23 protein-coding genes and 2 tRNA genes are annotated in these 26,935 nt (G+C 41.8%); 17 read left to right on the top strand and 8 right to left on the bottom strand.

Translation table 11 applies throughout. From position 1 onward, the window contains the following. Nucleotides 1-593: 593 nt before the first annotated feature. Nucleotides 594-929 carry a pyrimidine/purine nucleoside phosphorylase gene (locus tag I3257_RS05865; RefSeq protein ID WP_198330479.1) on the top strand — a complete coding sequence of 112 codons (336 nt, stop codon included), beginning with the start codon at nucleotides 594-596 and terminating at the stop codon, nucleotides 927-929. A 210-nt stretch (nucleotides 930-1,139) separates the two neighbouring features. Beyond that, complete coding sequence (gene rlmB, locus I3257_RS05870) at nucleotides 1,140-1,910, top strand: 23S rRNA (guanosine(2251)-2'-O)-methyltransferase RlmB (RefSeq protein WP_238049100.1); 771 nt, start codon at nucleotides 1,140-1,142, stop codon at nucleotides 1,908-1,910. Here the strand turns inward: rlmB and coaE are convergent. From coaE to pilB, 4 genes are all read right to left on the bottom strand, one after another. Next, the gene (gene coaE, locus I3257_RS05875) at nucleotides 1,873-2,559 is read right to left on the bottom strand and encodes a dephospho-CoA kinase (RefSeq protein WP_238049101.1); all 687 of its coding nucleotides are present in this window, start codon (nucleotides 2,557-2,559) and stop codon (nucleotides 1,873-1,875) included. The genes rlmB and coaE overlap by 38 nt on opposite strands. 124 nt (nucleotides 2,560-2,683) lie before the next feature. Further along, the gene (locus tag I3257_RS05880; protein WP_238049102.1) at nucleotides 2,684-3,586 is read right to left on the bottom strand and encodes an A24 family peptidase; all 903 of its coding nucleotides are present in this window, start codon (nucleotides 3,584-3,586) and stop codon (nucleotides 2,684-2,686) included. A gap of 10 nt (nucleotides 3,587-3,596) precedes the next feature. Further along, nucleotides 3,597-4,817 carry a type II secretion system F family protein gene (locus I3257_RS05885; RefSeq protein ID WP_238049103.1) on the bottom strand — a complete coding sequence of 407 codons (1,221 nt, stop codon included), beginning with the start codon at nucleotides 4,815-4,817 and terminating at the stop codon, nucleotides 3,597-3,599. Nucleotides 4,818-5,210: 393 nt separating this feature from the next. Then, complete coding sequence (gene pilB / locus I3257_RS05890; RefSeq protein WP_238049104.1) at nucleotides 5,211-6,920, bottom strand: type IV-A pilus assembly ATPase PilB; 1,710 nt, start codon at nucleotides 6,918-6,920, stop codon at nucleotides 5,211-5,213. 617 nt (nucleotides 6,921-7,537) lie between these two features. Between pilB and tpiA the strand changes: the two genes are divergently transcribed. From tpiA to pnp, 14 genes are all read left to right on the top strand, one after another. Next, complete coding sequence (gene tpiA, locus I3257_RS05895; RefSeq protein ID WP_238049105.1) at nucleotides 7,538-8,350, top strand: triose-phosphate isomerase; 813 nt, start codon at nucleotides 7,538-7,540, stop codon at nucleotides 8,348-8,350. Nucleotides 8,351-8,564: 214 nt separating this feature from the next. Beyond that, nucleotides 8,565-8,873, top strand: a complete 309-nt coding sequence (secG, locus tag I3257_RS05900) for a preprotein translocase subunit SecG (RefSeq protein ID WP_025652589.1) — start codon at nucleotides 8,565-8,567, stop codon at nucleotides 8,871-8,873. Nucleotides 8,874-9,059: 186 nt separating this feature from the next. Beyond that, nucleotides 9,060-9,143, top strand: a tRNA-Leu gene (locus I3257_RS05905). A gap of 125 nt (nucleotides 9,144-9,268) precedes the next feature. Further along, nucleotides 9,269-9,345: transfer RNA gene (locus I3257_RS05910), tRNA-Met, on the top strand. Nucleotides 9,346-9,791: 446 nt separating this feature from the next. Beyond that, nucleotides 9,792-10,292: a ribosome maturation factor RimP gene (gene rimP, locus I3257_RS05915; RefSeq protein ID WP_045454872.1), complete on the top strand. Its 501-nt coding sequence runs from the start codon at nucleotides 9,792-9,794 to the stop codon at nucleotides 10,290-10,292. Nucleotides 10,293-10,450: 158 nt separating this feature from the next. Further along, nucleotides 10,451-11,935, top strand: a complete 1,485-nt coding sequence (gene nusA, locus I3257_RS05920; RefSeq protein ID WP_055123697.1) for a transcription termination factor NusA — start codon at nucleotides 10,451-10,453, stop codon at nucleotides 11,933-11,935. Nucleotides 11,936-12,086: 151 nt separating this feature from the next. Continuing rightward, nucleotides 12,087-14,813, top strand: a complete 2,727-nt coding sequence (infB, locus tag I3257_RS05925; protein WP_238049106.1) for a translation initiation factor IF-2 — start codon at nucleotides 12,087-12,089, stop codon at nucleotides 14,811-14,813. Nucleotides 14,814-15,016: 203 nt separating this feature from the next. Next, complete coding sequence (locus I3257_RS05930) at nucleotides 15,017-15,421, top strand: ribosome-binding factor A (protein ID WP_045443024.1); 405 nt, start codon at nucleotides 15,017-15,019, stop codon at nucleotides 15,419-15,421. Nucleotides 15,422-15,437: 16 nt separating this feature from the next. Further along, nucleotides 15,438-16,517, top strand: a complete 1,080-nt coding sequence (gene truB, locus I3257_RS05935) for a tRNA pseudouridine(55) synthase TruB (RefSeq protein ID WP_238049107.1) — start codon at nucleotides 15,438-15,440, stop codon at nucleotides 16,515-16,517. Nucleotides 16,518-16,893: 376 nt separating this feature from the next. Further along, nucleotides 16,894-17,418, top strand: coding sequence for a type 1 glutamine amidotransferase domain-containing protein (locus I3257_RS05940; RefSeq protein ID WP_045454877.1), 525 nt, complete (start codon nucleotides 16,894-16,896; stop codon nucleotides 17,416-17,418). Between the two features lie 75 nt (nucleotides 17,419-17,493). Then, the gene (locus I3257_RS05945; protein WP_157292328.1) at nucleotides 17,494-17,655 is read left to right on the top strand and encodes a hypothetical protein; all 162 of its coding nucleotides are present in this window, start codon (nucleotides 17,494-17,496) and stop codon (nucleotides 17,653-17,655) included. Nucleotides 17,656-17,798: 143 nt separating this feature from the next. Beyond that, complete coding sequence (locus I3257_RS05950) at nucleotides 17,799-17,975, top strand: hypothetical protein (RefSeq protein WP_238049108.1); 177 nt, start codon at nucleotides 17,799-17,801, stop codon at nucleotides 17,973-17,975. 367 nt (nucleotides 17,976-18,342) lie between these two features. Further along, nucleotides 18,343-18,609, top strand: coding sequence for a 30S ribosomal protein S15 (gene rpsO, locus I3257_RS05955; RefSeq protein WP_045443035.1), 267 nt, complete (start codon nucleotides 18,343-18,345; stop codon nucleotides 18,607-18,609). A 747-nt stretch (nucleotides 18,610-19,356) separates the two neighbouring features. Continuing rightward, nucleotides 19,357-21,459 (top strand): polyribonucleotide nucleotidyltransferase, encoded by a 2,103-nt coding sequence (gene pnp / locus I3257_RS05960; RefSeq protein WP_238049109.1) that lies wholly within the window; start codon nucleotides 19,357-19,359, stop codon nucleotides 21,457-21,459. 128 nt (nucleotides 21,460-21,587) lie between these two features. On the opposite strand, the gene I3257_RS05965 is transcribed toward pnp, so the two are convergent. The 4 genes from I3257_RS05965 to I3257_RS05980 all read right to left on the bottom strand — a co-directional run bounded on the left by I3257_RS05965 (nucleotide 21,588) and on the right by I3257_RS05980 (nucleotide 25,294). Next, nucleotides 21,588-22,178: a hypothetical protein gene (locus I3257_RS05965; RefSeq protein ID WP_238049110.1), complete on the bottom strand. Its 591-nt coding sequence runs from the start codon at nucleotides 22,176-22,178 to the stop codon at nucleotides 21,588-21,590. Nucleotides 22,179-22,211: 33 nt separating this feature from the next. Then, nucleotides 22,212-22,736, bottom strand: a complete 525-nt coding sequence (locus tag I3257_RS05970; protein WP_238049111.1) for a hypothetical protein — start codon at nucleotides 22,734-22,736, stop codon at nucleotides 22,212-22,214. 113 nt (nucleotides 22,737-22,849) lie between these two features. Continuing rightward, entirely contained in the window at nucleotides 22,850-23,107 is a 258-nt protein-coding gene (locus tag I3257_RS05975) for a YheV family putative metal-binding protein (RefSeq protein ID WP_055123691.1), read from the bottom strand. After that, the gene (locus I3257_RS05980) at nucleotides 23,108-25,294 is read right to left on the bottom strand and encodes a M3 family metallopeptidase (protein ID WP_238049112.1); all 2,187 of its coding nucleotides are present in this window, start codon (nucleotides 25,292-25,294) and stop codon (nucleotides 23,108-23,110) included. Between the two features lie 456 nt (nucleotides 25,295-25,750). Between I3257_RS05980 and I3257_RS05985 the strand changes: the two genes are divergently transcribed. Continuing rightward, a complete protein-coding gene (locus tag I3257_RS05985) occupies nucleotides 25,751-26,863 on the top strand; it encodes a hypothetical protein (RefSeq protein WP_238049113.1) in 1,113 nt (370 codons plus the stop codon). Nucleotides 26,864-26,935: the final 72 nt, after the last annotated feature.

The following is a 26,935-nucleotide window of genomic DNA, read 5'->3' on the forward strand; positions in this document are numbered from 1 at the left end:
GCGCTTAAATACAAACTTTCAAGCGATGTATAATAGATTTTATTGTTGGAAGATTACCATAAAACTGTCAAACACTGGCTATGAGTCATCATCATAATATTCACAATATCAATCGTTAAGATGATTAAGCTTATCAAAATGATGGCTGTATACTAAGCATGGTTGCGGATTAAACTTATAAAAATAGCCCAATTGTAGCGATCAGGTGCTGACTCAAAAAAAGGTGAGTAAGTAAGTTTAAGATTCGCATCAAACAGCATTTTCCTAGTCGCTTTAACAAACTTTATAGATATAATGTGGTAGCATAATCTCACATAATGATAAACTCTTCTGATTAGATTAGTGCAGTGTAATACATGATAACGAGTCATAATTTTGTAAAATGATAGGCGTATAGTTGGAAGAGTATGCCACTCAGTCATTATTCTAAAGTATTTTCATAGAACCTGTGGCTAGCTTTAGCGCACAGATATCTAGTATAGAAGGATACAGTACGTAGTACAGAGGTGTCGGTTAACGACGCAACTCTGGCGGTACTCTAACCAATTACTTATTTTTTAGTTTCGTAATGATTATTTGATAAGGAAGCCACTATGACAGCGGCGCAATTTACTAATGTAACAGTCAATGCTCAAGCGACGATATCTTATGATGGTCGTTGTTCAAGCCACACTATTATGTTCGAAGATGGTCGACATAAAACATTGGGCGTTATCTTGCCTTGTGATAATTTGGTTGAGCATTATCATTTTAGCACCAATACCTCCGAGCGTATCGAGATCACGGGCGGTGAGTGTGAGGTCAAAATTAATGGTGACGAAGAATTCAGCTATTACCGCGCTGGTCAATCATTCGTGGTTGAAGGCAATAGTGGTTTTAATCTGCGAACAGAAGAAATTGTTCAATATATTTGCCACTTAGAAGGGTAAGCTTGCTAAAGCTGTTATTAAGTGATTGATGACAGCAAAGAGCCTTTTACTCAAAAAGAAAAACCTTATCGGATTGGTAAGGTTTTTCTTTTTCTGCTGATATTATTTATATGCAGATATCCATTTATTGATACAATTACTGTCATCTCTTTTTATCGCCTAGTTTTTATCATATAGCGCGATACCCACTTTATAATCAATAGGCCTATTATGGCAAAACCTACCTATTTTTATGGCATTCATGCGATTGATGCCTTACTCGAATATCGTCCTTTAGATGGGCTAAGCTTGTTTGTGCAGCAAGGTCGTGAGACTGATAGCCATGTACAAGCGATTATGGCGCAAGCACGTGACAATGGTATCAGTATCCAACCCACGCAAAAAGACAAACTCACGCAATTGTGTGGCAGCCCGCAGCACCAAGGTGTGGTGCTAAATGCGCGTCCTTTAGGATTTGCTGATGAAGGCTTGCTTGCTACCCTTGCTGGGCGTGACCAATGCTTATTATTGGTCTTGGATCAAATTACTGATGCACATAACTTTGGTGCTTGCTTACGTACCGCAGTGGCGATGGGTGTGGATGCCGTGGTTTGTCCGAAACATCATGCGGCAAGTCTGACACCAACAGTGGCTAAAGTATCGGTCGGTGCAGCAGAGATGATGCCGATTATCAGTGTTACCAATTTGGCACGTACGCTCATGCAAATCAAAAATGCTGGGGTGTTTGTGTTTGGTACAGCGCTTAATGCGGATGCCAAACCGATTCATGCTGCTGATCTGACTGGCAAAACAGCCATTATCATGGGTTCAGAAGGTGAGGGGATGCGTCGCTTGACTATGGAGAGCTGTGATGAGCTGGTGTATATTCCGATGTCAGGAAATGAGCATGGCAACCTTCAAAGTCTAAATGTGAGTGTTGCCACTGGTATGGCGCTGTATGAAGTCAATCGACAGCGTACTTTAGCTGCTGGGCAAGCTTAAGATATTCTTGGTGTAATGGCGCTAATTGCACATACAGAGCCGCAAGATCACTTTCGTTGAGCACCACATCATCTGCATGACGATTACGCTCTTCGCGGCTCAGCTGATTCACCATGATGGCTTTGATTTTTTGTATACTTTGTTCGTCGCGCTGACTGGCCCGCGCAATCTGCGTATCTTCGGTGGCATCCATTACTAAGATACGTTGGCATAAATTGGCAAGCCCTGCTTCTGCTGCTTCAATAAGTAGAGGCGCTGACAATATCACGTAAGGCGAAGTACTGGTTGCCAACTGTGCTTTTGCTGCTTCGCGTATCGCTGGGTGAGTGATTGCTTCTAACTCAATCAATGCCTCAGGATGTGAAAAGACGTGCGTTCTTACTGCCACTCGATCCATTGATCCATCACTATTCAACACCCAATCACCAAATTTTTTCTGGATTTTGTGCAGAGTGGTGCTACCTTTAGCGACGATTTCATGGGCAATCACATCCGCATCAATAATATCAATGCCTTGCTCAGCGAACCAAGCACTCGCAGCAGATTTACCACTACCGATACCACCAGTTAGGCCAACTACTAAGGTTTTGCTTTTCTTTTGCGGGGTCTGAGGCTTATGAGAATAAGGTGAAGATGCTTGTTTTGACATAATAATGACTTATCTGCTCGATATAATGACAGTGATGGTTATAAGCTAAGGAAGTATTTTGGTGTCTATTTTAAGATTTGGTGTCTGCTTGAAAAGGAGCGACCGAAATACTTTCTAGGACAATTTAGTAAGTATACATGCCGAGATACCAGTTGACGATATCTGAGCCATATAATAAAGCAACAATACCAGCGATAGCGATATAAGGACCAAAGGCAAACGGCTTGCTTTCACCCTGCTTCTTCATCAAAATAATCCCAACAATTGAGCCTAATAGAGAAGACAATAAAATAATCAATGGCAACATCATGGGCCCAAGCCAAGCACCTAATACTGCTAATAATTTGAAATCTCCCTGCCCCATACCATGCTTTTTAGTGAGTAGATAAAATATTTTAACCACTATCCACAATGACAAAAACCCTAGCAATAAGCCCCAAATTGACTGGGTAGGTGAGACAAACCAGCCTTGTGAATTCACTGCTAATCCTAAACCCGCTAATGGAAAGGTCAAGCGATCAGGCAGTAATTGGGTATCAAAATCAATACCGGTTAAGGCGACCAGCGTCCATACCAAGATCAGGGCTGACAAGCCAGCTGCAGTTACGCCAAACTGATAAATTACTAATATTGATAGTAGGGCTGTTGCTAGCTCAACCAGTGGATAACGCAGTCCAATCGCAGCTTCACATTCTGAGCAACGGCCACGTAGTATTAACCAGCTAATTAACGGTATGTTTTCGTACCACTTTATTTTGTGGGCGCAATGAGGGCAGCGTGAGGCTGGTCGACTCAAAGTAATTGGCTGGTCAGCTGCTACGATATTTGTTAGGGGCAGAGTGTGTTCGCGAGGCATGTCTGCTTGTTCTGACATAAACTGGCTGCACTCTTGTCGCCAACTATAAACCATCATCAGCGGAATACGGTGAATCACTACATTTAAAAAACTGCCAACGCAAAGACCTAATAGGCTAAATATGCCTAAAGCGATAGGCATATTGTCTTGTAATAACTCTATAAATTGCATGAAACCACCATCATATCACTGAACCCATCTGGAAGATTGGTAAATACATGGCAATTACCAAGCCACCTACTAATACACCGAGCACCGCCATAATCATAGGCTCCATCAAGCTAGTTAGACCATCAACAGCATTATCGACTTCGTTTTCATAATATACTGCTACTTTATCAAGCATCTCTTCTAAGCTACCAGACTCTTCACCGATGCCAACCATTTGAATAGCCATACTTGGAAATAAATTAGTAGAACGTATTGAAAACTGTAACTGTTGACCAGTAGAAACATCATTTTTGATTTGCTGAGTGGCATTATAAAATACAACATTATTGGTTGCACCCGCTGTAGAATCGAGGGCATCAATAAGCGGCACGCCTGCAGCAAAGGTCGTCGATAGTGTACGAGCAAAACGCGCAATAATAGCTTGATAAGCAATATTGCCAAATACTGGAACCTTTAAAACCGCACGGTCTAAAAAGTCACGGAATTTCTTAGAGCGTTTTTTCGTCTCTGAAAAGCCAACTATAGTACCGCCGATAATGATGATTAAAATAAACCACCACGCCTGCATCCACTCAGACATATTGACAACCATTTGGGTAAAAGCAGGCAGCTCTGCACCAAAAGATTCGAATAAATCTGAGAAAACTGGAACTACTTTTATCAATAGAATCATGGTGACAATGATAGCGACTACGATGACTGCAATAGGATATTTTACTGCTTTTTTAATTTTAGATTTGAGTAGTTCACTTTTTTCTTTATAGGTCGCGACGCGTTCAAGCATGGTTTCCAGTGCACCTGACTGCTCACCAGAATCGACGAGTGAACAAAACAGATCATCAAAATAACGCGGGTGCTTGCGTAATGCTGAAGCAAAGGTTCCACCCGCTTCAATGTCAGATTTTATTTGTAATACCAAGTCTTTCATACTGGGGTTATCAAGTGAGTCAGCAACAATCTCAAAGGATTGAGTCAATGGCACGCCTGCTTTCATCATAGTAGCCAATTGACGGGCAAAAATAGCAATATCGATAGGTTTGATAGGTTTTTTAAAAGTGTAAAGCGGCTTCGGTTTTTTCTTGATACCTTTGACGCTGATACCTTGTTTGCGTAAAGTCGCTTTTGCTAACTCTAAACTACGGCTGGTAGTCTCCCCTTTTACTTTTTGTCCGCGTCGATTCACCCCATCATAGACAAAGTCTAACAGCATGTCGGTCTTCGCTTTTGCCATGTTACTACCCTCAAAATATTGTCTAATATAGATATTGCAAAGATGTACAACGATGCCTGACTCATTACATAAAAAAGGCATACTTTATTTTAACGTAAAAAACCAGTATAACTCTGTTTTATATTTAAGTATATCTGGTAGAGATTATTGCTGATTTATAAAATTCCGTACAATTAACGCCCATCATCTCAGTCCTCATATAAATAATGGCATTACTCATATAAGGACAGTTTTAAATTTCCAAACGCCCTTTTATCAGTGCATTACTAAAAGCTGTTTTTTCGACAATTCAAGATTAAAAAGTAGTTGGTTTAGTCACTCCAAACGTTCCTCTCTAGTGATCAGCAGTGTCTGTATTTTTGTGCGTATGCAACATGCGCATAGCCAGTATGCTTACTCAGAAGTGACGCGCATCATTTCTTGAATACTGGTTACGCCTTGTAAGACTTTTAAAATCCCAGAGCGACGCAGGTCTCGGAAGCCATTTTTGAGTGCAGCGTCTTTGATATCTATCGCGTTACCATCTTCCATAATAATACGTGAGATATCAGGGCTGACTTTCATGACTTCGTAGATACCGACTCGTCCTTTATAACCTTCACGGCATTCATTACAGCCTACTGGCTCGTGAATGATATTGTCTGGATTATCCAAATCGGCGTCTGTAAAGCCGAGCTCAAGCAGACTTTGCTTAGGGATATTAATAGGTTTTTTACAGTTTTTACACAAACGTCGTGCTAGGCGCTGGGCAATGACCAAGTTCACTGAAGTCGCGATATTAAAGGAAGCCACACCCATGTTCCGCAGCCGCGTCAGTGTTTCAGGTGCTGAGTTGGTATGTAGAGTTGAGAGCACCATGTGCCCTGTTTGCGCTGCTTTAATTGCAATTTCCGCAGTTTCAAGGTCACGAATCTCACCGACCATGACAATATCAGGATCTTGGCGTAAAAAAGATTTGAGGGCATTTGCGAAAGTTAGACCCACTTTTGGATTGACGTTGACTTGATTGATCCCCTCTAAGTTAATCTCCACTGGATCCTCGGCAGTGGATATGTTGGTCGCGCCAGTATTTAAAATATTAATACCAGTATAAAGCGACACGGTCTTACCAGAACCAGTTGGTCCCGTGATAAGCAACATTCCTTGTGGTTTATGCAGTGCCTCTAAAAACATATCTTTCTGATCAGGTTCATAGCCGAGCGCTTCAATACCCAACATCGCTGAAGAAGGATCCAAAATACGAAGTACAAGTTTTTCGCCAAATAGGGTAGGCAGACAGCTTACTCGAAAGTCGATGGCTTTATCTTTAGATATCTTAAGCTTGATACGTCCATCTTGTGGCACACGGCGCTCTGAAATATCCATCTGCGACATTACTTTTAAGCGGGCTGCAATTTTCCCAGCCAGTTGTACAGGTGGATTGGCCATTTTTTGCATCACCCCATCGATACGAAAGCGAACGCGATAGGTTTTTTCATAGGGTTCAAAGTGCAAGTCAGAGGCGCCCATACGAATGGCATCAACCAGCATTTTATTAACAAATTTTACAACAGGTGCTTCCTCGACGCTATCACTAAGCTTGGTCTCGCTTTCCTCTTCTTCACCTTCATCAAAGCCAATATTTAAATCGCTATCAGAGAAGCTATTAAAATTTTGCATGGTATCAGCGTAAAGACTTTCAATACGCTTTTTTAACTTATCTTCTTCGACGACAATAGCTTCAATAGACAGCCGTGAATTAAAAGCAATAGCGTCAATTGCATCCACACGAGTTGGATCACTTAATGCGACGAATAAACGCTGTCCTCGTTTGAATAGTGGCAACGCATTAAATTTACGAACGATTTTTTCATCTACTAAGTCTTTTGGAATGACATCAATATGTAAGGCATCAAGGTCGAAAAGAGGATCACCAAAAGCTTGTGACAAAATCTGCGCAAGATGATAAGCATCTGCTAATTTATTGTCGACTAGGTAGGGCACTAGTCCTACTTGTTGCTGTTGCGATTCGGTCTGCGCGATTTTCATATTCGCTTCGCTGACGATACCTTCGCTGATTAGCTGGTGCGCTAAACCACCATATTTGCTCGTGGTGATAGACATTACGACTTCTCCTTAATACCCAATATGCTATATATTTGTCTGAAATCCATATACTTCTGAGAGCCACTTACTATTATAATTTTTAACAAATACCTGCTATAAGTCATTGTTTGCCTTTAGGCCATCATTAATAACAGTCAATGCAGAGATGCTCTTATAAGAGATTTAGCAGAGAAAGCGTTTTAATAGTGTGGGTTATCAGTAGCTTGGTCGTTAGATTATTGATAATGTTCTGTTATATATAGACACAATACTATAAAACATTACTTTAGTTTAAAGGTTTTATATGGACGATTGAGTGTTTGACCCAAAAAAATCATAGCTTGAGACAATGTCTAGAGCGTATCCTCAATTTAATAGACTATCTTCTAAATGGGCTAAATTTTGCCAAACATCGTTAAATAGTCTATCAATATCTCGATAATATCTGCGCTACTTTCCTTGTTTGACAGTAATTTATCTCATTTTTAAGAGTGAGGACACGCCCTAGTAAATATTCGCACTGACTGTCTGTTTTTCTGCTGGTGGCAGCATACTATAGCACTTGAGAATTATTTGTTATACTGGCGCGCATATTAGCCAAATTGGCAAGAATAGATGAAACAAGGTAGATGAGTATGCAAGCTTGGGTAATTGGTAATTGGAAACAAAATCCAGCAACGAGTCACGACGTCGATTTATTGTTGAATAATTTGTTGACTACGATTGATGCTAAAGAGCAAGCCGCCACAGAACGGTCAAATAGTCGCTGTCAGTTGATGGTGGCACCAAGCTGTATTCATCTGGCAGCTGTCAGTGCGCGTTTAGCCGGTAGTTCGATATTGAGTGCAGCGCAAGACGTCAGTGCGCATAGTGCCAGTGTTGGCGCTTATACGGGTGATTGCTCAGCACAGCAAATAGCAGACGCTGGGGCAACTTGGACGATACTGGGTCATTCTGAGCGTCGCCAGTATCATAGCGAGTCTCACGATACGTTATTGCAAAAAGTGACTCACGCACTCACCCAAGGTTTGGGTGTGGTATTTTGTATTGGTGAAACTCAGGCTCAATATGATGATAAGCAAACCCTTGACGTAATTGACACTCAGTTATCAGTAATAAAAGAAGTGATTACTATCCAACCAGATCTCATATCATCACTATCTGATCGACTGATCATTGCTTATGAGCCAGTGTGGGCGATTGGTACTGGCAAAGTCCCAACCGTGAGCGAAGTCAGTCAAACGCATCAGCATATTAAGCAAACCATCACAGGCTTTGCAGAATCATTAAAGGTAATGAGTGTGCTATATGGTGGTAGTGTCAATGCGGATAATGCCGATAGCTTTGCCGCAGATCCTATGATTGATGGGGCATTGGTTGGCGGCGCATCATTAAAGGTAGAGAGTTTTTTGGCAATTGCCAATGCCTTTAGTCGAGCTAAAGACTAGTTAATAGAGATAAAACGTGCATTTCATGGCGGTCTCGATTATAAAATGTCTTTATCAGTTGGCAAAAGTAGGTTTAACAGTGCCCTTGCAATCGTGTACAATGCGCCTTATTTATATAATCGATTTGGCAGCATAACCCGTCAATTGCTATTCCTATTAACCGTAAGATTTATTTTCCGTTATCAGTCGTCATTACGCGGCAAAAGAGGCCACCATGTTTACGTTTATATTAGCCCTGCATATTATCGTGGCGATTGCCATGATCGGCTTGATTTTGATACAGCATGGTAAAGGGGCAGACGCTGGAGCTTCTTTTGGCGCTGGCTCGTCAGGTACGGTTTTTGGTGCGGCAGGAACAGCGAACTTTTTAACGCGTGCGACAGCAGTATTAACAGTGATATTTTTTATCACCAGTATGACGCTAGCCGTTCACGCGCGCAAACAGGCTGAAGATCAGTTCCGTTTAGATGCCCCTGTGTCAGCGCCACAAACGCCGCGTCCATTGACACAGAATCCTCAATAACTGTATTTTAAAGACACTTGCCTTTAATAGCTGTCTTTAGTCATTGCCTTTTAATTGAGGCAGCTCTTGCTATTTTGAGGCGTTAGATTTACAATGCTTTTCTGTTTTAGCAGTCTGATTCTATCGATGCCTACCTTAAGCATCTATTATGATAGATTAGATAGTAATAGTAGAGCAGTGAAAAATGCGATTGTGGTGGAATGGTAGACACGCCATCTTGAGGGGGTGGTGGCGCAAGCTGTGGGGGTTCAAGTCCCCCCAATCGCACCAAGTTTTTAAAGTTGTAACGTATTAAGTGTGGCGTTAGTAATATAGGTAAGAAATTTAGTTTAATTTATTTAAAATAAAGATTGACACTTATATAAAACCCCCCTATAATACGCACCATAGATTGATGCGGGGTGGAGCAGTCTGGTAGCTCGTCGGGCTCATAACCCGAAGGTCGTTGGTTCAAATCCAGCCCCCGCTACCACTTTTTATACTGATGTTTTGTACACTAAATTTGTCAGTAACGATTAGCCCACCATTATGTTTGTGGGTTTTTTTGTATCTGATGGTCAGTGGTATCGCGGTATCTATCCTACTTATGCTAAGCTCTAGTTCTATAGAGTGCGATATTATTCGTTATTGGTTGTCACCTGCCGCTATCGGCGCGCTGCTTCTTAAGCACACTATCCTTTATTACTCACTCCTTTATCGATAGTACTGCTTTGTGAATAATAAAAGCATTGTCTGGCTGAGCTTGATGTTTTTTGTGCTCATCCCTATATAAGCGCATATCATATAAAATAATATGTTTGTGATTTAAGATAACATAATGACTGTGTCTCTTACTAATAAATAAATTTCATGAGTGAGCGACAATTACGCGGTTTACTAAGTACGATAGATACGTGAATAGGAAAAGATAAATAGATTATGAAGCTTTCAACCAAAGTTACAGAACTGACTAATATTATTGCTCCTGCCGTCGCGGCTTGCGATGTGGCATTATGGGGTATCGAGTTTGCACCGCAAGGTAATCGCTCTTTATTACGCATTTATATTGAGGCATTGCCAGAAGAGCAGGCCCAAAATAAACAAGTAACCATTGAAAACTGTGCAGCAGTGAACCATCAAGTGAGCGGTATTCTTGAGGTTCATGATCCGATTGCTGGTGAGTTTATCTTAGAAGTTTCTTCACCAGGTTTCGACCGTGCATTCTTTTCAGATGAGCAGATGCATGCCTATGTTGGTCAAACCGTCAGCTTGCGTTTAATACAAGCGATTGGTGAAGGTGATCAAAAACGTCGCAAAGCGACAGGTACTTTAGATAGTATCGATGCAAATGTCTTAAATCTGACATCAAGCGATGGTCAGCAGTTTGAGATTGCGCTGAGTAATATTGATAAAGCCAATTTGATTTATGAAGATGCCTAAGCTTTTGTACAGCTTGGTTTGATTTGAAAACTTGAAGTAACAAATCATTCATCAGCATTTTAATATCCAAACAGCTTATATAGCTTACGGTGAAAATATAATAGCAATACATAAATTATAAAATTTAAGTCAATTAAAAATGATAGGACAGGTATAGCATGAGTCGTGAAATCTTAACGGTAGTAGAAACTGTCAGTAATGAAAAGGGCTTAAATCCTGAAGATATCTTTGAAGCGATAGAAGACGCTTTGGTGGTATCGACTAAGAAAAAAGTATACACCGAACAGCCAGAAGTGGCAGTACGGGTTGCTATCGACCGTACAACGGGCGATTATGATACTTATCGTTACTGGACAGTGGTTGCAGATGAAGACCATGAAATGCCTGCTTGTCAGCTAGCCATCAGCGATCTTGATCCAGAAGAATGGTCAATCGGCGATGTCAAAGAAGAACAGATTGAATCGATTGAGTTTGGTCGTATTGCTGCGACGCAAGCCAAACAAGTCATCATCCAAAAGATTCGTGAAGCTGAGCGTAATTTAGTAGCAGATGCTTTTGAGCCGCGTGTTGGCGAGATGATGTATGGCGAAGTCAAGAAGCAGACTCGTGATGGCTATATCATTGATCTAGGTGACAATGCCGAAGGCTATTTGTCACGTGATCAGATGCTGCCGCGTGAGCAATTACGTGCAAAATCACGTATCAATGCCATTTTGTATCATGTAAACCGTGAAAACCGCGGCGCTCAGTTGCTACTGTCTCGTACTCATCCTGAAATGCTTTCAGCATTGATGCAAAAAGAAGTGCCTGAAATTGCCGAACAAATTATTGAAATCCGCAACGTCGCGCGCTTGCCGGGTACTCGTGCTAAAATAGCTGTGAAAACCAACGATCATCGTATCGATCCAGTTGGTGCTTGTATTGGTATGCGTGGTACACGTATCCAAGCCGTACAGCAGGAGCTTGATGGCGAACGCATTGATGTGGTGGTATGGTCAGATGATCCAGCACAGTTCATTATCAGTGCTTTAGAGCCAGCTGACGTCAGTAGCATCATCTTGGATGAAGATACGCAGACAGCTGATATTATTTTTAGTACCAATGATCAGTTGGCACGTGCGATCGGTTCACAAGGTCAAAACGTACGTTTGGCGTCTGAGTTAACGGGCTATAAGCTTAATATGATGCTAGAAGAAGAATATCAGCAGCGTCAACAAAACGAATCGAAAGCCTTTATCGAATTATTCTATGAACGTTTAGAAGTGGATAAAGACTTAGCACAAGCACTGGTCGATATTGGTTTTACCAGTATTGAAGAAGTGGCTTACGTACCAGTTGAAACCTTTTATGATATCGAAGGTTTAGACGATGAAGCGATTGAGATGATTCAAGAGCGTGCAAAAGAAGTCGTCATCGCTGATGAGCTGGTCAAACAACAGAACATGAAAGAGCCAAGTCAAGAGCTACAAGAGCTTGAAGGTATGACAGTCAATTGGGCCTATAAAATGGCACAAAAAGACATTATTACCGTTGATGATTTGGCAGAACAAGCAGTCTTCGATCTCGAAGATATCGAAGGTTTAGACTCTGAAACCGCAGGAAAACTCATCATGAAAGCTCGGGAATCTTGGTTCAATGAATAAGCGGTAACTGCATATCGCTGTCTTTTAGTGATATGCTATCGATAATAAAGTGCTGGTATGAACGCAGTACCAATACCAGCCTTACCCCAATCATTTGTAGCCAACAACTGAATTGAACATATAGCAAATAATAGACAGTAGGTGATAATAAATGGCAGATAAGACCGTCAAAGAACTGGCAGATATGGTAGGCAAAACCGCAAGTGCTGTACAACAGCAATTGGTAGATGCTGGACTGCCTGCTCGTGCAGAGGGTGACCTAGTCACTGAGCTTGAGCAAGAGAAGTTGGTGACGTATTTAAAGCAAAGTCATGGTCAGCAAGAAAAGCGTCGTATTAGTCTTAAATCTAAGACAACTAGCACTGCGCGCGTGACCGGCTCTTCAGGTAAATCTAAGAGCGTCAATGTGGAAGTGCGTAAAAAGAAAGTATTTGAAAAGCCTGATCCAGAAAAAATGGCTGAAGAGTTGGCTGCGCGTGAGCAAGCGATGATTGAGTCGCAAGCGCGTGCTGCTAAAGATGCTGAAGAGCGTGCTGCTACTAAGAAAAAATCTGAAGAACGTCAAGCTGCAACCTTGGCGGCAATGCGTGCAAGCTTAGGCTCTAGCAAAAAGTCAGATGATAAAAACGACGATATCTCAACCTCAGTGGTCGTGAAAAAAGGTGGCAAAACCACTGTCGAAGTCAAACCTAAAGACCAACCGAAGAAAAAAGTTGCAGCGACGAAACCGAAAGTTGAAACGGCAATTGAGCGTAAAGCGCGCGAAATGCGTGAGAAAGAAGAAGCTCGTTTACGTGAAATCGAAACAGAAACACGCCGCGCTCAAGCTGAAGAAGCACAGAAACGTACGCTTGAACAAATGCGTAAAATGGCTGGAAAATATACAGATCAGCCTGCTTCTGAAGTTCGTAAAGATGAGCCACTCGCTGAAGGTTTGGTTGGTGATGCCTTAGAAGAATCATTTGAAAAAGAACGTCGTGAAATCAAGCGTGGCACCAGTAGTACTAGTGCTCGTGGCCGTGGTCGTCGTAAGAATCAAGATGAGCGTGAAATCAAAAACCGTAAAAACGGTTTGCGTTCAACGCAAGCATCACAGCATAAGTTCGAAAAACCTGTTGAAAAAATTGTTTACGATGTTGAGATTAGTGAACAAATTACAGTCGCAGATCTTGCTCAACGTATGGCAGTTAAAGCGCGCGAAGTCACCAAATTGCTTATGAAAATGGGTGAGATGGCTCGTGAGTCAGATACGATTGATCAAGCGACAGCAAGTTTGCTCGTTGAAGAGATGGGTCACAATCCAGTACTGGTTAGTGATACTAAGGTTGAAGACGATCTACAAGACGCCGTTGATGAGCGTAGCAGTAACGTTCAAACTCGTCCGCCAGTAGTCACAATTATGGGTCACGTCGATCACGGTAAGACATCGCTACTCGATAAAATTCGTGAGACAAAAGTGGCAACTGGTGAAGCAGGTGGTATTACTCAGCATATCGGTGCTTATCACGTTAAAACCGATCGCGGTGTGATTACCTTCCTTGATACTCCAGGTCACGCGGCCTTTAGTGCTATGCGTTCACGCGGTGCACAGGCGACTGATATTGTTGTGTTAGTTGTTGCCGCTGATGATGGTATGATGCCGCAAACAGCAGAAGCTATTGATCATGCTCGTGCTGCTGGTACGCCAATTATCGTTGCAATCAATAAAATGGATAAGCCAAGCGCTGATCCAGATCGCGTTCTTAATGAATTGACTGCTAAAGAAGTCGTTTCAGAAGAGTGGGGCGGCGATACCCCAATGGCTCGCATCTCAGCCAAAACTGGCGATGGTATTGATGAGCTGTTAGAACTTATTAGCCTACAAGCTGAACTAATGGAGCTAGAAGCACCGTTAGATGGCGCTGCTCAAGGTGTGGTCATTGAATCAAGACTTGAAAAAGGGCGCGGTCCGGTTGTTAGTGTCTTAGTTAAAAAAGGCACATTAAAGCAAGGCGACTTGGTCTTGGCCGGCGAGCATTACGGTAAAGTTCGTGCGATGACTGATGAACATGGTAAGCGTATTCAATCAGCAGGTCCTTCTATCCCTGTAGAAATTTTAGGCCTACCTGAAACGCCAGCAGCTGGCAGCGAGTTCTTAGTCTTAACCGACGAGAAAAAAGCTCGTGAAGTGGCAGAGTTTAGAAGCAACCGTGAGCGTGAGCGTCAACTTGAACGTCAGAATGCCATGCGTTTAGAAAGCATGTTTGATCAGATGGAACAAGGTGATGTGTCATTCTTGAATATCGTATTGAAAACCGATGTTCGTGGTTCGCTTGAAGCACTGCTTTCAGCATTGAATGAGCTATCAACTGATGAAGTTAAAGTCAGAGTAATCAGCTCAGGCGTCGGTCCTATCTCTGAATCTGATGTGACACTTGCAGAATCTAGCGAAGCGGTATTGTTGGGTTTCAACGTTCGTGCTGATGCGACCGCACGTCGCAAAGCGGACGCCGCCAATATGGATATCCGTTATTACAGCGTTATCTATGGTTTGATTGATGATGTGAAAGCAGCTATGAGTGGTATGCTTGCGCCAGAACATCGTGAGAAAATCCTTGGTGTTGCAGACGTTCGTGAAGTATTCCGTTCTAGTAAGTTCGGTGCTGCTGCTGGTTGTATGGTGGTTGAAGGTACAATTTATCGCAACAAACCTATCCGCGTATTGCGTGATGACCAAGTTATCTTTACCGGTCAATTGCAATCATTGCGTCGCTATAAAGAAGACGTTAATGAAGTACGTACTGGTATGGAATGTGGTATGGCTGTTCGTGGCTATGATGTCGAAGCTGGCGATAAGATCGAAGTCTTTGAAATCCAAGAGTTTGCACGTACTATCTAACGTTACAGTTCGATAGCAGGATATCTAATTATGCAATATGCTTAATCAGCTGAGCAGATTAGTATCTTCTTAATATCTAGCTGTACTTAGGCCTAACAGGTACATCCTGCTAGGCCTTTTTTACCAACTATTAGTCCTAAAATTTGTTAATAAGCCAATATATCAATCAGTGAAAATAAGCCATATTAAAGTAAGGTAACAATATGAACCAACGTCTACAACGCTTAGCCGACCAAATTCAACGTGAGCTTGCTGTTCTCATCCGTGATGCAGTCAATGACCCTCGTTTGACTGGTTTTGTCACTATTTCTAGTGTCAAGGTTAGTCCTGACTTAGGATATGCTGATGTCTATGTCACCATCATGGAGCCTGAGCTTAACGATTCCATGAACAAGACCAATCATGAAGAGAGTATCAAAGTACTTAATAAAGCGGCGGGTTTTTTGCGCACCGAATTAAGCCATAGTCTCAAAACACGTACCACACCACGCTTGCGTTTTCATTATGACGAAGTGACTGCTCGTGGTAATTACATGATGGATTTAATCAGTAAAGCAGTTATTAAGACTGAAGAAAATGAGTCTGATGAGCAAGAAAACGAAGAGTAGAAGGGTAAAAGTCGTTATGTCTATCGCATCTACGCAAGCGGATAAAAAGTTTAGTAATCACCCTAACAAGATTAAAGTCTCGGGTGTTATTTTAGTTGATAAACCCAAAGGCATGACTTCACAGCAAGTGGTTTCAAAGGTGAAGTATCTTTTTAAGTCGCCAAATCATGACAGTAAAAAAGCGGGGCACACAGGGACACTTGACCCAATGGCAACCGGTCTATTGCCGATTTGTATGGGTGAAGCGACGAAATTTAGTCATTATCAGCTAGATGCGGACAAATCCTATCAAGCAACTATTTTACTTGGTAGTCAGACTGATACGGGTGATGCCGATGGTCAAATCGTTGCACAAGCACCCATTCTAGCGTTTGATAATGCACTGTTAGGCAAAGTTGCCCAGCAGTTTTTAGGTGCTCAGCAGCAGATACCACCGATGTATTCTGCACTAAAAAAAGATGGCAAAAAACTCTATGAGTATGCTCGTGCGGGAATCGAGGTAGAACGAGCGCCTAGAGATATTGTAATCAAGGCCATTGATTTAAAAGCGCTTGATCATGAGCAAATTCAATTGACAGTGACCTGTACTAAAGGTACTTATGTGCGTGTACTCGGTGAAGACATCGCCAAAGCGATGGGTACATTAGGGCATTTGACTGCATTACGCCGTACGCAGGTTGGTGATTTCAAAATCAATGATGCGATTACTTTGTCAGACTTGGAAGCATTAGCGTTTGATAACAGGCAAGAGCAATTGATGCCGGTAGATGCTTGCATTAATATTGAAGCTGAGATGGTATTGACGGTTGAGCAGTGTGAGCGTATACACATGGGTCAACGTTTGAATGTATTTGAGCAACTGACAGACAGTCTGCGCGACTATATTTCAACTAGTATCAGTCATCAATCGTCTGTGTCAGAAAACAACGATATTCAACTAGATAGTGATATGGTTAGTAGTGAAGATGACCAACAACCCCTGATCCATGAGATTCCAGCTGATATTCGTTTGATAAATCAGCAAGGTCAGTTTCTTGGATTGGGTGCCGTAAGTCTCAACGGTAGATTGCAGCCTAAAAAATTGATCCAGCGTTAATGTTACGGTTCTTATATAACCCTCGTTTAAACACGATTTAGCTTACTAATAGTTTACACTAATCACATATCCTCACATTTTATTGCAGGTTTCACCTATGGTGGAACCTGTTTTTTTTGTACTTTAGATCTACCGGATAGGAAGTCTGGATAGAAAAATAAATCGAACTAAGACTCTAAGAATAAGAACATAAAAAAATAATAAGATAAGAAGTCATATATCAAAAATAAAAACTAGGTTCGAAAGAGAATATTTAATAGGAACAAGATGGGTCAGAGGAAGACTATACAGCCAATAATAACAACGACTCATAAAAATAAAGTATGAATAATAAAACAACTAAAAGAAAATCACTCATAACGAGAAAAGGAATATCATGAAAACCATCGCTTTTTTACTACACAATAACTTCGAGCAAGCAGAATACGAAGAGGTTAATAATCAACTCAAAGATAAAGGTTACAAGACACTTCTTATAACCACAAATAAAGAAAAAGAAGTGCAAGCCATGCAGCAAGATGTAGACAAAGGCGACACCTTTATTGCTGATATTTTTGCAAAAGACGCAAGCATTTCTGATTATGATGCGTTGGTACTACCAGGTGGTACTGTCAATGCGGATACGATTCGTGGCAATGAAGAGGCTCATAGTATTATCAATGCTATCAATGATGCAGGCAAGCCATTAGCTGTCATTTGCCATGCTCCTTGGGCACTTATCAATACAGGTATTGCCAAAGGTAAAACGCTCACTGCTTATCATACGCTGCAGATAGATTTAGAAAACGCTGGTGCAAAATTTGTAGATCAAACAGTACAGGTAGACGGTAATTTGATTACCTCACGTAATCCAGATGATATCAGCAATTTCGTTGATGCTATTGATAAGGCATTATCTTAATTTTTCTACCCATTTACTGAATAATTAATTATTTATATTTCTTAAACGTTCACAACCGTAACTGAGGAAAATATTATGTCAAATTCTAATCCAAACGATACCAAGCTTGAGCAACAACGTTCTGAGTCAGCAACTGCAGCGCTTAAAAGCCAAACTGAGAACAATCATACTGAAGATAGTGAAGCCGCAGCAGATCGTATTGCAGACAACCTAGGAAATGCTAAAGAAGACAAGTAGAGTATGTAAAGTGTCATCCATAATAAGGTGACACTGATATATGTGCTGATCATCTCTACATCTCAATGCCACTGACGATATTTGTATCTCAATGTAAAAAGTATAAAACAGCTACTTCAAAAAATAATAATTCAGGAGCTAATATGAGTAATTCATTGAATAACATGAATGAGCAAGAAAAAGAGATTGAAAGGCTTGCAGAAGACATCAATCCTAGCGAGCATGCTACTCCTGATAGTTTAGCAGAAGTTACCACAGCTACACCGCTTGAAGATGATGAACTAGGCGGTAACGCGACGGAAGATGACGTCAAGAAATAAGCAAATTCTATTGCCTATTGACGGATGATTTAACTATAAAAAATAAATCTGACTTTACAAGTATTATGAAAAACTGCTGCTAGTTCAGCAGTTTTTTGTTATAATCACCGTCACATTTACATTAGGTTGAGATAAGACATCGTGCTTCATAGGCTGTCCAAAACGGATAGTTATATTAAGTGGTCTCTCATCGCCGCTTATTCTAGATGGTCGTTATGACTCATTAGCTTGTCGTACACTAGGTCAACTCTAGTAATGCAGGGTTGTCCTGAATGATGTGCAGGCTATTTTATTTACTATTCTACTGCTTTAGAACTTACTCAAATTCGAGAATGTTTTAAAGCTTTTAGCATTGCCGGAGATATTTATGCTAACTAATACCGATCGCGAACAAATCATTGCTCAATACCAACGTGGCGAAAATGACACTGGTTCTCCAGAAGTTCAAGTAGCACTATTGAGTGCTCGTATCAACGATTTGCAGAACCATTTTAAAGCACATAAAGCTGATCATCATAGCCGTCGCGGTCTTATCCGTATGGTTAACACGCGTCGTAAATTGCTTGATTACCTAAAAGGTAAAGATCTTGGTCGTTACACCACGCTTATCAGCCAGTTAGGTCTACGTCGTTAATCTAACGACAATAGTACGAGTGGATGCTAAAATAAAAGAAGCCATTATATGGTGCTATTTTAGAATTTTTTCTGATTCGCTTGGAACTTGCTTGTTGCTATCGATAAAATAGATTTTTCTAAAAACGGTGTGGAATAGTTTCACGCCGTTTTTTTATGCTTATTCATTTTCAAGATTGACTTTGGATAGCATTGGTTACAAAGACCCATTCAAAGTAGGTAATAGAAGTTTTCGTAAAAATAGTAATACTAAAGCCTAGAGCTAAGTGTTTTCTATCGATAATTGCTGTGTTCCGCAATTCATTGGTCAATGGCTATAAATCACTGTAAAATAATGCCTTGTGAGTTTGATAGTATATCTACTACATATATGGTGACTATTTATAAAATACCTATTTCTTAGCTTATAGAATAGCTAGCTGCGCTAATACCTGACTCTCAAAAGCGCAGAAAAATAGCCTATAGGGTTTTTAGCACCGAAGTCTTTTGACTTAAGGTCTTTTTGATAGTATTTATAGTAAAGCCAAAATTGAATGACCAAATATACACAATAGTACGATGTCTAGCACCGATAGGCATATGGAATAACTAGGTAATGTTATTGGCACTGGTTGAGATGATTTCTGAGAGAAAGACTGTCAATTATTAGTCATATACACTAGTAGTCACATACACAGAATTTTAATGAAAAATATCAGCTTTTTATAATGCTGATATTACTTTCGTCAGTCAACATTAGGAAGATTATATGACAATGTTTAACACCATTAAGCGTGAATTTCAGTATGGCAACCAACAGGTTGTGATCGAGACAGGTCGTATTGCTCGTCAAGCAAACTCTATCTTAGTACATATGGGCGGCGTTACAGTACTTGTCGCAGCAGTGGTAAAGTCAGAGGCTAAAGAAGGTCAAAACTTCTTTCCGCTAACGGTCAACTATCAAGAAAAAATGTATGCAGCGGGCAAAATCCCAGGTGCCTATGGCAAACGTGAAGGTCGTGCAAGCGAGTTCGAAACCCTAACCTCACGCTTGATTGACCGCCCGATTCGTCCGCTATTCCCTGAAGGTTATGTTAACGAAATTCAAATTACGGCAACGGTTGTTTCATCAGATAAGACTCAGTCTGCAGATATCGCAGCCTTAATCGGCGCATCAGCGGCACTGGCTATCTCTGATGCACCATTCAATGGTCCAGTCGCAGCTGCCCGTGTTGGCTTTATCAACGGCGAGTACATCCTGAACCCAACGATTGAGCAGCTTAAAGAGAGTGACCTTGACCTAGTGGTTGCCGGTACTAAATCTGCTGTATTGATGGTTGAGTCAGAAGCCGCTGAGTTGTCAGAAGATCAGATGCTAGGCGCGGTACTATATGGTCATCAGCAACAGCAAATCGTTATTGATAACATTGCTTCAATGGCAGAAGAAATCGGTACTGCTAAGCAGCAGTATACTGCCCCTGAGCGTGATCAAGCGCTTACTAGCAGCATGAAAGAGCAGTTTGGCGAGCAAGTTGCTGACGCTTATACAATTACTGATAAGCAAGCTCGTTATACTAAGCTTGATGAAATCAAGCAATCAATTATTGATACGCTCGCTGGTGATGCTGAGTCAGAAACTTATGCTGATACCGTATCTGAGCTTAAAGAAATTTATAACGATCTTAAATATCGTACGGTTCGTGACAATATCTTGTCAGGTAAGCCGCGTATTGATGGTCGTGATCTTGAGACTGTTCGTGCCCTTGACGTACAAGTTGGTGTATTGCCATACACGCATGGTTCAGCATTGTTCACACGCGGTGAAACGCAAGCATTGGTTACGACCACGCTTGGTAACAGCCGTGACGTCAACATGATTGACTCACTAGGTGGCACGATTCGTGACCATTTCATGCTGCATTACAACTTCCCACATTTCTCAGTTGGTGAAACAGGTCGTGAAGGTATTCCAAAACGTCGTGAAATTGGTCATGGTCGTCTAGCTCGCCGCGGTGTACAAGCGATGCTACCGGATAGCGAACGCTTCCCGTATGTTATCCGTGTGGTATCAGAGATTACTGAGTCAAATGGTTCATCTTCTATGGCGTCTGTTTGTGGTGCAAGTTTGGCATTGATGGATGCTGGTGTTCCACTAAAAGCACCAGTTGCTGGTATCGCCATGGGTCTGGTTAAAGAAGGTGAGCGTTTCGCTGTCTTGTCAGATATCTTAGGTGATGAAGATCATCTTGGCGATATGGATTTTAAAGTTGCTGGTTCTAAAGACGGTATTACTGCGCTGCAGATGGACATCAAGATCGAAGGTATTACGCCTGACATCATGGAGCAAGCGCTTAAGCAAGCCCATGCTGGTCGTATCCACATCTTAGAAGCGATGAATAAAGTATTGCCTGAGAGTCGTACTGAAATCAACGCTCATGCACCAAACTATGCGGTTATCGAAATCAATCCGGATAAAATCCGTGACGTAATCGGTAAAGGCGGCGCGATGATTCGTCAGCTAACCGAAGAGACTGGCGCAGTTATCGATATCGATGATGGCGGCACGATTCGTATCTTTGGTGAAAACAAAGCGGCAACTAAAGCAGCTATCGGTAGAATCGAAGCGTTGACGGCAGAAGTTGAAGTGGGCAAAACTTATGAAGGTACGGTTGCTCGTATCGTTGATTTTGGCGCGTTTATTAACGTCTTGCCAAATACTGATGGCTTGGTACACATCTCACAAATCGCTGAAGAGCGCGTTGAAAATGTTTCTGACTACCTAAAAGAAGGTCAGATCGTTAAAGTCTTCGTCCAAGACGTTGATAACCGTGGTCGTATTAAATTGACTATGAAAGGTATCGAGCAAAGCTAATCGATATCTAATGTAGTCAACATCTAAAAACCGCTTTAAGTCTCTCGTCATGAGTGCTTAAGGCGGTTTTTTTATGGGTGTAAAATCTTGTTTGCAGTAGAATATCTTATTAAAGTAACTGGCCTATATCAAAGTGATTGGTCTATATTAAAGTCTTTAGGAATATGAATATCGATATGAATTTTTGGCAAATCTTGTAGGTGCTGTAAGAGTAACGGTAAGATATCAGCGTGCCAGTCTAACGGAAGTGAGCCTGTGTTTGCTAAATTGGCTGCGTTAGACACGTTAGCTGTCTCATTTCGTGAGTGGTTATGAATAAGTGGGCGTGCGAGGAGGGCAATTCTACGAATACCTTGATAACGGATGAGCGGGATAAGCTGCTCAGATAAATCATTCAACGCGGCAATCAACCATTGTGACCGTGTGGGGTGGTAAGGATGATTTGATACCACAAGATTAGCGATATAACTGGGCTGATTACCATTACTACTGATATATAAACCAGCTTGCTCAAGCGCGCGTTTATGCAGTAAGCAGCTGCCAACACTCAGACTGCCATCGCGGCATGCGCAATAGTAACGTTGATAATTATCAGCAAATAAAGTTTTAGCTTTTGTGAGAACAGGGTCTAAAAGAATCCCTGCAGTATTGACTGGTAGAATAAGCAGCTGCGAGCTACTATTTAAGATAGGGGCGTGGGTAAGTTGCAAAGTCGCCATTGTCAGCCCCTTGATAAAAGTCTAAATAACGAGCTACTGTTTGTCGCCGTTTGTCTCGGCTTCTAATTGCGCTATTTGTTGTTCAAGTAGGGCTATTTGCTCTGCTTTCATATCAGTTAATTGCTTGTTCATCGTCAGTTGTTCAGCAGCCAATTTTTCTTGTTCGGCTAAGCGCTTACGCTCGTCTTCTAAGCGATCAATCTCTTCTTTCGCCAAGCCATCTGTTTCTGGCAAAGCCGCATTTAAGATCGCATCAGCATTAGGTATTTGATTGACTGTGGTTGTCTCATTAGTATTTGACGTTAAGTCACTATTGTTTGAACTATTGTCATTATTACCTAAGGGCGTAGCATCTAATTGAGTAGCGCTATCTGGTTCGGTAGTCGACGGTGTACTTTCGATAGGCGCAGTATTAGTGTCTATCGAATTGTTTTTCCAGACCAAGTAGCCAATCAATAATGCCGCTAATATAATAATTGACCACCATTTCTGGCGTGACTTAGTGGGCTTTTTTTTCAGTGATTTGGTTGACAGAGGACGCATTTTTTGGCTTTTCATACTATAGTCGATTTATGTTAGAAATATAAGTAGCCATACTATAGCAAACTCAAAATAAAAAGCCTATCTATTGCTAGATAGGCTGGTAGCTATTAAGACTTAACGCTTAATATTTAAGGTTTGAATTTTACTGTGCCGCTGGTACCAGTAGCCATAGCATCACGTATAAGCTGATCTTCAGCATGGTTTTTGGCACTGATGGCATCAGGGTCAGGGCGATGTTCGCTATGTCCACATAATGTGCATTCAATATACTCATCAGGTTCTGGAGTGACGACGTTGATTTGTACCACCGCATCCATCGCTTGACACTTAGGGCAGCGAACACCGGATAAAAACTGCCGCTTTGGTCGCGTTGATTGATAGCGCATTTAAATCATTCCATGTGTTGTTGACGTATTAGCAGCAGCACTGCCTTTTTTAGTATCAGCAAAACCGCTATGACGTAACAACGCATCGATACTGGCACTGCGACCACGGAAGTTTTCAAAGTTGGTCTTGGCAGGGAAGCTACCACCGACTGATAGGATAGTCTCACAGAAGGCTTTACCAGTGACAGGGTTAAAAATACCTTCTTCTTCAAACTTGCTAAAGGCATCTGCCGATAGCAATTCTGCCCATTTATACGAGTAATAACCTGCTGCATAGCCGCCTGCAAAGATATGACTAAAGCCGTTGGCAAAACGGTTGTAGTCAGGTGTCTGCATGATAGCAATGTCGTCTCGAACGGTATTTAGCGTGGCTAATATACCGTCATAATCTAGCGCTGGCGTATGCGCATGAATCAATAAGTCAAACAGTGCGAATTCGATTTGACGTAGGGTTTGCATGCCGCTTTGGAAATTCTTCACCGCCAATAACGCTGCAAGTTTGTCTTTAGACAAGGGCGCACCGGTTTCGACGTGGCTACTAATCAGCGCAATACCTTCGGCATCCCACGCCCAGTTTTCCATAAATTGACTGGGTAGCTCGACCGCATCCCACTCAACGCCATTGACACCAGCGACATCACCGACCGTCACTTTGGTCAACAGGTGATGTAGGCCGTGACCAAACTCATGGAATAGAGTCAATACTTCATCATGCGTCAATAAGCTTGGCTTGCCATCGAGGGCAGGGGTAAAGTTGCCCACCATAAAGCAAACCGGTAGCTGCTGATGATTTTTTTCACTGTAAGTATAACGTGACTGAAAACCACTCATCCAAGCGCCGCCGCGTTTACCACTACGAGCAAATAAGTCAAAGTAAAAGCCACCAAGCACGTTATCATCAGCATCAAACAACCGATAAAAGCTGACATCGTCGTGCCAGCGTGATACGGATTCACTTTGCTCTTGGACTTTGATACCGTACAAACGCTCAACGATGGCAAATAATCCGCTAATTACTTTTGGTAAGGGAAAGTACGGGCGAATCTCTTCTTGCGATAAGCTGAACTCGCTTTGTTTGACTTTTTCAGCGATATAAGCACTGTCCCACGCTTGTAACTCCTTAATATCATAATCCTGCGCATACTTTTGCAACTGAGCTAAGTCTTGCTTAGCCGCTGGAGTTGCTTGCGTGGCCAAACTCCGTAAAAAGGTTTCTACTTCTGCCACGTTATCTGCCATTTTAGTCGATAATGAGACTTCTGCATAATTGTCAAAACCTAATAGCTTGGCTTTTTGCTCACGTAATTGCAGGATTTGACCCATGATATTGGCGTTGTTTAGCGACTCACCTTTGGCATTGGTATGCGCATCAAACTCAGAAGCACGGGTGACATAAGCGCGGTATAGGGTCTCGCGCAGTTCACGGTCATCCGCATGGGTCATGATGGCAAGATAAACAGGGATATTTAAGCTTGCCACGTAATAAGGACTTGGTAACGCATCGACTTCTACTTGCGTGAGCGTACCGTTGGTAAGCGCGCGCGCTTTATACTGTTCGCCAGCATCTGCGAGTAGGGCCAGTCCACTTTCGGTTAGACCTGTCAATTGCTCTTGCTGCAGCGGTAAGGCATAAGCTTGGGTGGCGTCTAATACATTGTCTGAAAAGGTCGCTGATAAGGTGGAAAGCTCACTTTGAATAGCCGCAAACTTTTCCTGTTTATCTTTTGGTAATGCGACACCTGACAGCTCAAAACTGCGTAGCGCAAGCTCAATAGCCCGCGCTCGTGCAGGCTCAAGCGCCGCAAAAAATGCTGTGTCATTGACGATAGTTTGATAACGATTAAATAGCGGCTGATGCTGTCCCACACGTGTGCCATAAGCCGATAGTGTGGGTAGCAGTTCATGATGGACATGACGAATGTCATCATTGCTCATGACGCTATTCAGGTGCGATAAAATGCCCCAACTGCGATCCAATGCCAGATTAATATGATCAAAAGTCATAATATCAGCCAGCGCTTGCTCAGCACTGATATTAGCAGCGCTGTTATGGCTATCAGTATCTGCGCTCATCTCATCTAAAAATGTATTGGCTGCATCAATGGCACTGATGACATGGCTTTGTAATGTACTTGGCGAAACGTTGTCAAAATCGACAAGGCGTAAATCTGCAGGAAGGGTTTTCATAAAAGTATCCGATATCTGATCGTAGTGAATGAATGATTATTGGGTAAACGTCGTTTTATATAAGAGATTGGCTTGCCGTGACATCTAGAACGTTATTAGCTTTGTGTTATTTTTCTTTTTTTGCTGTCTTATCGATAAGCTATATAAAAGATGGGTTCGTTTGACGAAAATACAACCTAATCATTGACTATATAAAAAGTGAATCGAGAGGATAGTGAATATTAAACGGCTTTAAAGTCGATCAGCCAGACTTTTAGAACAATACAGAGTGTTCTACTTACAAAGCGCTATCATTTGCTTGCAAATTAACCCTACAGCGAGTGAGGTTTGACTGCTAGCATCAAGGCAACGGAATAAAAAGATTAAGTACTACTGATAGCAAAAACTATTAATCAGTTGACTCATAGCAAAAATCACAATGTTAAAAGTAAATGATAATAAAACAAGGAGCAATAAATGAAAGCGACTCTCAAAAGTTTACGTGAAACCAAAGCCAACCCTGCGGTTAGTATCTTTGTTAAGACTCATCGCGAGCATCCTGCTAATGATCAAGATCCCATTGCCCTGAAGAACCAATTAAAAGTGGCTGAAGAACGCTTAACCAACGAATACGATAAGCGCACAGCGACTACCATACTCGATAAGATTCATGATAAAACCAAAGAGCTAAATCACAACTTAAATCTTGATACCTTAGCTATTTTTGCTAGTACTGAGGATGTTCAAGTTATCCGTATGCCGATTGACACCACGGAGCGTGTGGTGATTTCACATCGTTTTGCGACTCGAGATTTGGTGCGTGATATGGCAAGCGCGGTCCATTATTACACCTTGGTGCTCACTCGTGATAATGCCCGCTTGATTGAAGCGTCTAATGATCGCGTAGTGAGAGAGTTCGATAAGGACGACGACCTGCAAAAAAATATGGATAATATTCCATTTCCTATTGAAAACAATGGTCTATATACGACAGGCGACGGTGGCTCAGATCGCTCATCTAATAATGAAAGCAGCTATTTAAAAGAGTTTTTTAATCAAGTGGATAAAAGCGTACAAGAGCTGTGGGGTGAGCATAAAATGCCTTTGGTTGTCGTTGGCGATGCTAAAAATATCGGCTACTATAAAGAAGTTTGTGATCGTCCAGACAACATCATTGCCACAGTGTCAAATGCGACCAATCTAGAAGATGGTAGTGCTCAGCATATTATCAATAGTGTGCAAGAGGCGGTGGAAGGCTATCGTACATCACTTCATCTAGCTGCCATGGGTGAGATTGATAAAGCACGCGGTGCCAATATGTTGCAAACAGATCTACAAGAAGTCTACCGCAGTGCCTTCCAAGGTGCAGGTGAGACGCTTTATGTCCGTCGTGGTTATATACAATCGGCCAAAATTGATGAAAAGGCACAGACTTTGAGTCTCGCAGATGATGCGGCTTCAGAAGGCGTTACTGATGATGCCATTGGCGAAATCATTGAGCATGTCATTCATAATGGTGGCGAAGCAGTATTTATGCCACAAGATATTATGGGTGAAGATCAACCAATTGCTTTGGTGACACGCTATTAATTGCTAGATAGTGCTTATTGATGACAATCCTTTGCGAATTCGCCATTGATAGAAGATAGGTATAATATGGGA

Origin of the sequence: Psychrobacter sp. Ps7, assembly GCF_022129225.1 — a bacterium.
Classification (GTDB): Bacteria; Pseudomonadota; Gammaproteobacteria; order Pseudomonadales; family Moraxellaceae; genus Psychrobacter; species Psychrobacter immobilis_A.